Below are 9,954 nucleotides of genomic sequence, written 5' to 3'. Positions count from 1 at the left end.
CTGCCGATCGGCGTGCAGTTGATGGGGCCCGCCAACAGCGAAGGCATGCTGATCTCGCTGGCCGCCGAGCTGGAGGCGGTGTGCGGATGGTCGACCAGGCAGCCCACGATGTGGTGGAACGCCGAAACGGGCACGCCGCCGGTGGCGGGCGCACCGCCGGCGCGGAGGTGAAACGTCGACCGGTGCGCTGCCTGGTGTCGACTTCGCTTGAGCGGCTTGGGTTGCCGACGACCAACCGAGTAATTGACCGCGGTGCACCGATCCGACGATCTGGAGCGGTGCAGCGAACACAGGTCGCTCGAGGCCACGGTCGCATAGCGCCCATCAAGGCGGGTATTCCGAGCCGATGGACCAATCTGATGCACCGCTGTTAGATGCGCTGGTCGATTACCGCGAGAAGAACCGGTACGGGTTCACCCCGCCCGGTCACCGGCAGGGCCGCGGCACCGATGAACGGGTCCTGGCGGTCCTGGGCCGCGAGCCGTTCGCCGACGACGTGCTGGCCAGCGGCGGGCTGGACGACCGCAGGACCGGCCACCAATACCTGAAGCACGCCGAGGACCTGATGGCCCAGGCCGTGGGCGCCGACGTCGCCTGGTTCTCCACCTGCGGCAGCTCGCTGTCGGTCAAGGCGGCGATGATGGCCGTGGCCGGCGGCGACGGCAGCCTGCTGGTCAGCCGCGACAGCCACAAGTCGATAGTGGCGGGGCTGATCTTCTCCGGCGTGCAACCCCGGTGGATCACCCCCCGCTGGGACGCCGAGCATCATTTCTCGCACCCACCGTCGCCGCAGCAGGTACAGGAGGCCTGGGAGAAGCACCCCGATGCCGCCGGCGCGCTCGTCGTGAGCCCCAGCCCCTACGGCACGTGTGCCGACATCGCCGGGATCGCCGAGGTGTGCCACGCGCGCGGCAAGCCGTTGATCATCGACGAGGCGTGGGGCGCGCACCTGCCGTTCCACGAGGACCTGCCGACGTGGGCGATGGACGCCGGTGCGGACGTCTGCGTAGTCAGCATTCACAAGATGGGAACAGGTTTCGAGCAGGGTTCCGTGTTCCACGTGCAGAGCGACCGGATCGACCAGGACCGGCTCTCGGCGTGCGCGGACCTGCTGATGACCACCAGCCCCAACGTCCTGGTGTACGCCGCCATGGACGGCTGGCGCCGCCAGATGGTGCAGCGCGGGCACGAATTGTTGGGCGGTGCACTGGATCTCGCCCGTCAGCTGCGTCGCGACATCGAAGCCATCCCCGACGTGAAGGTGCTCGACGACGAGCTGCTCGGCGTGCAGGCCTCCCACGACCTGGATCGGCTGCAGGTGTTGATGGACGTGTCCGCGACGGGCACCTCGGGTTATCAGGCCCATGACTGGCTGCGCGAGCACGCACACCTGGACACCGGGATGAGCGATCACCGCCGCATTCTGGCGACGCTGTCCATGGCCGACGACTACGACACCGCCGGCCGCCTCGTCGACGCGCTCACGGACTGGCGCAAGGCCGCCGACGGATTCGACCCGCCACCGCCCATCGACCTACCGTCACCCGAGCAACTGCAGCTGGAGACGGTCTGCCTGCCGCGCGACGCGTTCTTCGGGCGCGTCGAGACCGTGCCGACCGACCGGGCCGCCGGTCGCGTCGCCGCCGAGCAATGCACCCCGTATCCGCCGGGGATTCCCGCCGTGGTGCCCGGCGAGCGCCTCAACGACGCCGTGCTGGATTACCTGTGTTCCGGTGTGCGGGCCGGGATGAACGTCCCCGACGCGGCGGATCCGTCGCTGCGGACCATCCGGGTGCTGGCGTGACCCTGACCCTGATCAGCCGGCGCGCGGCCGCGACATCACGCGGTTGCCAACGGCTTTGACGCTGTCGGGCAGCACGCGGTTGGCCGCCCCTGGCCTTGACGAGGACCGAACCGGACAGTGAAAAAACCTTGTCCTGGCGGTCTAAAAGCCCAGCCGACCAAGCTGTTTGGGGTCGCTCTGCCAGTTCTTGGCGACCTTGACGCGCAGGTCGAGGTACACCTTGGTGCCGAGCAGCTTTTCGATCTGGCCGCGCGCGGCAGTACCCACCTCCCGCAGCCGGGCGCCGCCCTTGCCGATGATGATGCCCTTTTGGCTGTCGCGCTCGACGTAGAGCAGCGCGTGCACGTCGATCAGATCGTCGCGGCCCTCCCGCGGGCTGACCTCGTCGATGACCACCGCCAACGAGTGCGGCAGCTCGTCGCGGACCCCCTCCAGGGCGGCCTCGCGGATGAGCTCCGCCATCAGCACCTCCTCGGGTTCGTCGGTCAGCTCACCGTCGGGGTAATACGCCGGACCGACGGGCAGCGCCGCCGCCAGCACGTCGATCAGGACGTCTACCTGCGTCCCGGTCGTCGCAGAGACGGGCACGATCTCGGCCGAGTCGCCGACGAGTTCACTGACCGCGACCAACTGGGCGGCCACCCGGTCCCTGGGCACCTTGTCGATCTTGGTCACGATGGCCACCAGCGTCGTTTTCGCTGCGGTCGAACGGATTTGGTCGACGATCCACCTGTCCCCCGGGCCGATCGCCTCGTCGGCCGGGATGCACAACCCGATGACGTCGACTTCGGCGTAGGTGTCGCGCACGAGGTCGTTGAGCCGCTTGCCCAGCAGGGTGCGCGGCCGGTGCAGGCCGGGCGTGTCGACGAGGATGATCTGGAAGTCGTCGCGGTGGACGATTCCGCGGATGGTGTGCCGGGTGGTCTGCGGCCGCGTCGAGGTGATCGCCACCTTGGTGCCGACGAGCGCGTTGGTCAGCGTCGACTTGCCGGTGTTGGGCCTGCCGACCAAACAGACGAAGCCCGAATGGAATTCGGTCATGTCACCCCACCCCGCCGCTCAGCCATGCTCGTCCGCCCCGGGTTCACGGGAGCCGTTGGACTCCGGCTCGGCCGGGCTCAACAGGACGGTCCCGACCCGCACCCGCCCGCGGTGGTCGGTGCCGCCCTCGGCCTGCAGCCGCAAACCGTGCGAGACCACCTCGGCGCCCGGCAGGGGCACCCGGCCCAGCTCCAGGGCGAGCAGACCGCCGACGGTATCGACGTCGAGATCGTCGTCGAAGTCCACGTCGTACAGCTCGCCGAGGTCCTCGATCGGCAGCCGCGCCGAGACGCGGAAACGTTTGTCGCCCAGGTCTTCTATCGGCGCCGTCTCCGCCTGGTCGTACTCGTCGGCGATCTCGCCGACGATCTCCTCCAACACGTCTTCGATGCTCACCAGGCCGGCTATCGCGCCGTACTCGTCGACCAGGAGGGCCATGTGGTTGCGGTCCCGCTGCATTTCGCGCAGCAGCGTGTCCAGCGGCTTGGAGTCCGGTACGAAGACCGCCGGGCGCATCACCTGCGCCACGGTGATGCCCCGGCCGCCGTCACCCGACAAAAAGCTTTGCTGCACAAGGTCTTTGAGGTATACCACGCCGACGATGTCGTCGACATTCTCCCCGATCACGGGCAGGCGGGAATGCCCGCTGCGCACCGCCAGGTTCAGCGCCTGACTGGCGAGCTTGTCACTTTCGATCCAGATCATCTCGGTGCGCGGCACCATCACCTCGCGGGCCGGGGTATCACCGAGCTCGAACACCGACTCGATCATCCGGCGTTCGTCGGCGGCGACCACGCCGCGCTGCTGGGCCAGGTCGACGACCTCGCGCAGTTCGATCTCGGACGCGAACGGCCCGTTGCGCAAGCCGCGGCCGGGCGTCAGCGCATTACCCAGGACCACCAGCAACCGGCTCAACGGCATCAACAACCACGAAATGAGGCGCAGCGGAACGGCCGTCGTCAACGAGATGGAATACGCGTGCTGGCGGCCGAGGGTGCGCGGCCCGACCCCGATGACGACGAAGCTCATCACCACCATGGTGGCCGCGGCGCCGAACAACGCCCAGTTCAGCCCGAAGTTGTCGTACAGGAACAGCACCAGCAGCACGGTCGCCGTGACCTCGCAGGTGATCCGCAGCAGCACAACCAGGTTGATGTAGCGCGGCCGCTCGGCCATCACCTCCGCCAGCGACACCGCGCCGGGTCGCTCCTCGCGCACCAGCTCCTGGACCCGGGCCAGCGACACCGTGCTGATGGCGGCGTCGATCGCCGCGAACAGCCCGCCGATGGCGATCAGCGCCATCGCGCCGAGCAGCCAAGACAGGCCGGTCAACTGCCGGAGGACCTTGACGTGCTGACGGGCTCCCGTACCTCGTCGTCACTCCGCTTGCGGTTGAGCGCCCAGGCGGTGAGGCCGACGAACACCCCCAGCGCCCCGTAGCCCAGGGCCGAGGGCCACCAGGGCTGGGCGGGTTGCGGCGGCTCCTCGTGCGGGCGGACGGCCAGCACCACCAGGAAGTTGCCGTCGTCCGTCGGCCCCGCGCCGGGCAGCGACTGGGTCTTGGTCACCCTGATCTGGGCGTTGGCGCTGCTCGAGTCGTTGATTTGGCCCCAGGCCAGGGTCGAGTCGTCGAGCATGAACATGGTGTCCCGGTTGCCCGCCGGTTGGCTGGTGTCGGGTCCCACCACCGTCACCTGGCCCAATTCCACGATCTGGTTGGCCGCGGGGACGGCGACCAACACGTTCTGATAGACCTTGGCCGGCTCCGGCGGCCGGAAGTCCGGCGGTGGCGGGCCGTTGAAGCCGTCGGGCGGTACCGTCCCCCCGCCGTAGAAGCTGCCCGACGCCACCCAGCCGTCGCCGACCGCGGTGAACGGGACCACGCCGACGGTGGCGGCGTCCAGCACGATGCGGGAACCGGCCGGCAGGTACGCCTCCCGGTCGGCGCCGTTGTAGGAGTAGCGGAAGACCATGCCCTCTTTGAGCGGGTTGAACAGAGCGGGGCGGCGATAGGCGTCGTCGTAGTCGACGTAGTCCCAGTGGCGGGGCCGGATCAGCCGCTGATTGTCGACCTTGAGGACGTCGACGTTCTCCCGGTGGGTGTTGACCACGTTCTGCACCCGCTGGTTGAAGTCGACCTGCGTCGGCGGCTTCGGCGGGTCGGCCGGATTGACGCGCGTCGGTGCCGCGGTCTTGGCCGCCGCGACGGCCTGTGGCGCGACGTCCAGCCCCCGCGGCGGCGCCACCACCGAGACGTTCCTCGACGCGTCGGGTCCCGGCGGACTGATCGTCGGGACCGCGTTGGGGGGCGGCAGGTTCGGGGGGATGACCGGCGGCGCATGCACCGGCTCCGGGGCCGGCGGCACGTACGGCGGGAGCTCGGGGACCTGCACCGGGGTCGGGGACGGCTGAGCCCGGCGGGGCGGCGCGTCCTGGGAGCACACGTTGGAGGTGTGGTACTGCGCCACGAGATACTGACACCAATTGCAGCTGGCCGGGTTCGACCCGTTGCCGGCGCAGGGGGCCGCCTCCGCCGCACCGATCGTGGTGGCCACCAACGTGATCGGTGCGAAGGTGATGGCGGCCGCGGCCGCGATTACCAGTATTCGAAGTCGGCTCAATTGTCGAAATACCTCGACTTGTCCAGCAACCGGCGGTCCCGCTCCAGCTGGCGGTCCTGCCGGTAGGACTCGACCTGCTCGGCAACCCATTCCTCGAGCAACCGGTCCTGCAGGGCGAACATTTCCTTTTCCTCGTCCGGCTCGCCGTGGTCGTATCCCAGCAGATGAAGCACGCCGTGGATGGTCAGCAGCGCCAGCTCGTGGCCCAGGCTGTGGCCCGCCGCGTCGGCCTGCCCGGCGGCGAATTCCGGGCACAGCACGATGTCGCCCAGCATCGACGGCCCCGGCTCGGGGGCGTCGGGCCGGCCTCCCGGCTCGAGCTCGTCCATCGGGAAGCTCATCACGTCCGTCGGCCCGGGCAGGTCCATCCAGCGCATGTGCAGGTCGGCCATCGCCGCGGTGTCCAGCAGCACCATCGACAGCTCGGCGGCCGGGTTGACGTCCATCTTGGCGATGACAAACCGTGCCACGCTGATCAACTCGGTTTCGGAGACGTCGATGCCCGACTCGTTGGATACCTCGATGCTCATAGCTGCTTACGGCCCTATCACCGGCGCCCGCGGGAGCCCGACGCGCGCCGGGCCGCCCGGTTCATCGCCAGCCCGGGCTCCTCGAATTTCGCGTAGGCGTCCACGATTTCGGAAACCAGCCGGTGGCGCACCACGTCCGCGCTGGTGAGCTCCGCGATGTGGATGTCCTCGACGCTGTCCAGAATCTCGATCGCCGACCGCAGGCCCGACCTGGCGCCGCCGGGAAGATCCACCTGGGTGATGTCCCCGGTGATGACCATCTTGGAGCCGAACCCCAGCCGGGTGAGGAACATCTTCATCTGCTCGGCCGTGGTGTTCTGCGCCTCGTCGAGGACGATGAAGGCCGAATTCAGCGTGCGGCCACGCATGTACGCCAGCGGCGCCACCTCGATGACCCCGGCGGACATCAGCTTGGGGATCAGCTCGGGATCCATCATGTCGTAGAGCGCGTCGTACAGCGGCCGCAGGTACGGGTCGATCTTTTCGCTCAGCGTGCCCGGCAGGAACCCAAGGCGCTCACCGGCTTCCACCGCCGGCCGGGTCAGGATGATGCGGTTGACCTGTTTGGTCTGCAGCGCGCTGACCGCCTTGGCCATCGCCAGATACGTCTTCCCGGTGCCGGCCGGGCCGACCCCGAAGACGATGGTGTTGGCGTCGATCGCGTCGACGTAGCGCTTCTGGTTGAGCGTCTTGGGCCGGATCGTCTTTCCGCGCCGGGACAGGATGTCCAGGGTGAGCACCTCGGCCGGTGACTCGTTGTCGGTGCCGGCCAGCATCGCCACGCTGTGGCGGACCACCTCCGGGGTCAGCGGCTGCCCGTTGGCGACGATCGCGACCAGCTCGGAGATCGCCCGCTCGGCGAGCGCGACGTCGGCCGGCGCACCCGAGACCGTCACGGCGTTGCCACGCACGTGCAGGTCGGCACTGAGGCTGCGTTCCAACGCGCGGAGGTTTTCGTCTGCCGAGCCCAACAAGCCGACGACGACATCGGGCGGAACATCGATGCTGCTGCGTACTCGGGCGTTGGCCTGGAGGCCTCCGGCTGCGTCAACAGCGCTGGTCTCGCGGGGCGTCACGTGGTTCTCGATGCCTGCTTTCTCGGCTTGTCGGTGGTTTGCTCGGCTGCCTAAGTCTACGCCCGGACCCCGCGTTGGCCAGCCTTCAGCCGCGGAATCAGAGGGTGGAAGCGTCGTCCCAGCGTGGCGTGAGCACGCCGAGCGCCCCCAGCGCCACCGCCGCGGCCGTCGAGGTGCGCAGCACCTGCGGGCCCAGCCGCACCGGTCGCGCCCCCGCGTCGGTCAACGCGGTGATCTCGTCGGGGGCGATGCCGCCTTCGGGACCCACCACGAGAACCAGGGACGTCGCACGGGCGACGTCGAGGTGGGCCAGCGGGTCGGTCGCCGACTCGTGTAACGCCAGCACCACCGCCCCGGCGGCCACGTCGTCGCGGATCCGCCGGGTCAGCGCCGCGGTGGACAGCACGCCGTCGACGGGCGGGATGTGCGCCCGTCGGGATTGCCGGGCCGCGGACCGGGCGACGGCCCGCCACCGGCGCAGGCCCTTGTCCGCGCGGGGGCCCTGCCAGGCGGCCACGCACCGGGCCGCCTGCCAGGCCAGGAACGCGTCGGCGCCGGCTTCGGTGGCGAGCTCGACGGCCAGCTCCGACCGGTCGGACTTGGGCAGCGCCTGGACCACCGTCACCGACGGCCGGCCGGGCGCGACGCTCCAGCGCTTCAGCACCCGGGCCCGCAACCCGTCGCGGCCGGCGTGCTCGACCTCGCAATGCGCCAGACCGCCGGCCCCGTCGCCGAGGACCAGTTGTTCGCCCGGACGGATCCGCCGCACGGTGGCGGCGTGGAACCCCTCGTCACCCTCGACCAGGGCCAGCGACCCGACGTCGGGCAGTGCGTCGACGTAGAACAGGGTCGCGACCATGGGTTTCTCCTACGCCGCCGACCGAACGCGACGCCGAGCGTGGGTGCTAGGTAGCAAAACGGGCCTCATATCGTCCATAGACCGCACACTCGATGCGCCTTGCGAAGCGACTAGCGCCCGGTGAATGTCTCACGCAGCCGGCTGAACAGCCCACCGCCGCTGTGCGTCGAGCGGACCTCGGGCACGTCGCGGCTGCGCCGGTTCTTCAGCTCCCGCAGCAGTTCGGTGTCGTGGTGATCGAGCCGGCTGGGCACCACCACCTCGACGTGGACGTGCAGGTCGCCCCGGGTGCCCGAGCGCAGGTGCGGCATGCCGTGTCCGCGCAGCGTGATGACCGAATTCGGTTGCGTGCCCGGCGGAATCGTGACCTCGCTGAGGCCGTCCAGGATGGCGTCGACGGTGATCGTGGCGCCCAGGGCCGCGTCGACCATGGGCACCGACACCGTGCAGTGCAGGTCGTCACCTTCGCGCACGAAGACGTCGTGGGGCTGCTCGTGAACCTCGACGTACAGGTCCCCGGCCGGGCCGCCCCCGGGTCCGACCTCGCCCTGGGCGGCCAGCCGCACCCGCATGCCGTCGCCGACCCCGGCGGGGATCTTGACGCTGATCTCGCGGCGGGCCCGGACCCGGCCGTCGCCCATGCACTGGTGGCAGGGATCCGGGATGACCACGCCGACGCCGCGGCAGGTGGGACACGGGCGCGAGGTCATCACCTGACCCAGCAGCGAGCGCTGCACGGTCTGGACCTCGCCGCGGCCGCCGCACGTGTCGCACGGCACCGGCACGGAATCGCCGTTGGTGCCCTTGCCCTGGCAGCGGTCGCACAGCACCGCTGTGTCGACGGTGACCTGCTTGGTCACACCGGTCGCGCACTCCTCGAGGTCGAGGCGCATCCGCAGCAGGGAGTCCGAGCCGGGCCGCACCCGGCCCATGGGACCGCGGGTGGTGGCGCCGCCGCTGAAGCCGCCGCCGAAGAAGGCCTCGAACACGTCACCCAGGCCGCCGAAGCCGCCACCGAAACCGCCGCCCGCGGCGGCGTTCTCCAGCGGATCGCCACCCAGGTCGACGATGCGCCGCTTCTCGGGGTCATTGAGCACCTCGTAGGCGACGCTGATCTCCTTGAACTTGGCCTGCGCGGCCTCATCCGGGTTGACGTCGGGATGCAGTTCGCGCGCCAGTTTGCGGTACGCGCGCTTGATCTCCGCGTCGCTGGCGTTTCTGCTCACGCCGAGCAGCCCGTAATAGTCGCGTGCCACGCCTGACTCTCCTAAACCTGGTCTTTATCCCGCGCCTGCGCATACTGCGGGTGCGCGTTCATCGAGCACCCAGGACTTCGCCGATGTATAGGGCAACCGCGGCGACGCTGGCAATAGTTCCCGGATAGTCCATCCGGGTGGGCCCCAGCACACCCATCCCGCCGAAGACGGTGTCGGAGGTGCCGTAGGCGGTGGTCACCATCGAGGTGCCCGCCATCTCCTCGGCGGCCGTCTCATGGCCGATGCGCACCGTCACCTTACCGGCTTCCTGCTGGGCCGCCAGCAACCGCAGCACCACCACCTGCTCCTCGAGCGCTTCCAGGATGGAGCGCAGCGAGCCGCCGAAATCGGCGGCGTTGCGCGTGAGGTTGGCGGTACCGCCCATCAGCAAGCGTTCTTCGCTGTGTTCCACCAGCGACTCCAGCAACACCGTCGCCGAGCGGCCGACGGCGTCGCCCAGGCCGTCCGGGGCGCGGAGCTGCCCGGCCAGGTCGGCCACCGCGATCGAGGCCGCCGAGAGCTTCTTGCCGACCAGCGCCTGGCCAAGCATCTCGCGAAGCTGCGACAGCTGGTGGTCGTCGATCACGTCGCCGAGCTCGACGATGCGCTGATCCACGCGGCCCGTGTCGGTGATGACCACCATCAGCAGCCGGGCCGGGGTCAGCGCGATCACTTCGAGGTGGCGCACGGTGGACGACGTGCTGCGCCGGGCGGTACGGCTGCTGGCCCAGCTGACCCGCCAGGTGGCGGTGGTGCAATACCCGACG

The 9,954-nt window shown here is 69.6% G+C and carries 9 protein-coding genes and 2 pseudogenes; 3 read left to right on the top strand and 8 right to left on the bottom strand.

What is annotated here, in order from left to right:
• Together A9X04_RS30565 and A9X04_RS20655 are read left to right on the top strand one after the other, a co-directional pair.
• A pseudogene (locus A9X04_RS30565) lies at positions 1-171 on the top strand (amidase); the annotation flags it as partial.
• Between the two features lie 175 nt (positions 172-346).
• Entirely contained in the window at positions 347-1,804 is a 1,458-nt protein-coding gene (locus tag A9X04_RS20655; RefSeq protein ID WP_067924368.1) for an aminotransferase class I/II-fold pyridoxal phosphate-dependent enzyme, read from the top strand.
• A 141-nt stretch (positions 1,805-1,945) separates the two neighbouring features.
• Here A9X04_RS20655 and era read toward each other — a convergent pair whose 3' ends face one another.
• The 8 genes and pseudogenes from era to A9X04_RS20615 form a co-directional block, all read right to left on the bottom strand.
• Complete coding sequence (gene era / locus A9X04_RS20650) at positions 1,946-2,845, bottom strand: GTPase Era (RefSeq protein ID WP_067924367.1); 900 nt, start codon at positions 2,843-2,845, stop codon at positions 1,946-1,948.
• Between the two features lie 18 nt (positions 2,846-2,863).
• Positions 2,864-4,177 carry a hemolysin family protein gene (locus A9X04_RS20645; RefSeq protein ID WP_067924366.1) on the bottom strand — a complete coding sequence of 438 codons (1,314 nt, stop codon included), beginning with the start codon at positions 4,175-4,177 and terminating at the stop codon, positions 2,864-2,866.
• Complete coding sequence (locus A9X04_RS20640) at positions 4,174-5,466, bottom strand: hypothetical protein (RefSeq protein WP_067924360.1); 1,293 nt, start codon at positions 5,464-5,466, stop codon at positions 4,174-4,176. Before A9X04_RS20640 ends, A9X04_RS20645 begins: the two co-directional genes overlap by 4 nt.
• Positions 5,463-5,996, bottom strand: a complete 534-nt coding sequence (gene ybeY, locus A9X04_RS20635) for an rRNA maturation RNase YbeY (RefSeq protein WP_067924357.1) — start codon at positions 5,994-5,996, stop codon at positions 5,463-5,465. Before ybeY ends, A9X04_RS20640 begins: the two co-directional genes overlap by 4 nt.
• Positions 5,997-6,013: 17 nt before the next feature.
• Entirely contained in the window at positions 6,014-7,072 is a 1,059-nt protein-coding gene (locus tag A9X04_RS20630; protein WP_067924354.1) for a PhoH family protein, read from the bottom strand.
• A 97-nt stretch (positions 7,073-7,169) separates the two neighbouring features.
• Positions 7,170-7,931, bottom strand: coding sequence for a 16S rRNA (uracil(1498)-N(3))-methyltransferase (locus A9X04_RS20625; RefSeq protein WP_067924351.1), 762 nt, complete (start codon positions 7,929-7,931; stop codon positions 7,170-7,172).
• 110 nt (positions 7,932-8,041) lie between these two features.
• Positions 8,042-9,187 carry a molecular chaperone DnaJ gene (gene dnaJ, locus A9X04_RS20620; RefSeq protein ID WP_067924348.1) on the bottom strand — a complete coding sequence of 382 codons (1,146 nt, stop codon included), beginning with the start codon at positions 9,185-9,187 and terminating at the stop codon, positions 8,042-8,044.
• A gap of 58 nt (positions 9,188-9,245) precedes the next feature.
• Positions 9,246-9,887: pseudogene (locus tag A9X04_RS20615) on the bottom strand (heat-inducible transcriptional repressor HrcA); the annotation flags it as partial.
• Between A9X04_RS20615 and A9X04_RS30560 the strand changes: the two are divergent.
• Positions 9,877-9,954: hypothetical protein (locus A9X04_RS30560; RefSeq protein ID WP_304442268.1), on the top strand; the 78-nt coding region annotated here is incomplete at its 3' end. The pseudogene A9X04_RS20615 and the gene A9X04_RS30560 sit on opposite strands and share 11 nt — an antisense overlap.

The sequence above is a fragment of the Mycobacterium sp. E3247 genome, assembly GCF_001667785.1.
GTDB lineage: Bacteria > Actinomycetota > Actinomycetes > Mycobacteriales > Mycobacteriaceae > Mycobacterium.
This window is presented reverse-complemented; position numbering and strand designations above follow the sequence as displayed.

What these genes read in the sequence shown, in the direction of transcription:
- A9X04_RS20655 (WP_067924368.1), top strand. Translation starts at nt 347, where the DNA reads ATGGACCAATCTGATGCACCGCTGTTAGATGCGCTGGTCGATTACCGC.
- era (WP_067924367.1), bottom strand. Translation starts at nt 2,845, where the DNA reads ATGACCGAATTCCATTCGGGCTTCGTCTGTTTGGTCGGCAGGCCCAAC.
- ybeY (WP_067924357.1), bottom strand. Translation starts at nt 5,996, where the DNA reads ATGAGCATCGAGGTATCCAACGAGTCGGGCATCGACGTCTCCGAAACC.
- A9X04_RS20625 (WP_067924351.1), bottom strand. Translation starts at nt 7,931, where the DNA reads ATGGTCGCGACCCTGTTCTACGTCGACGCACTGCCCGACGTCGGGTCG.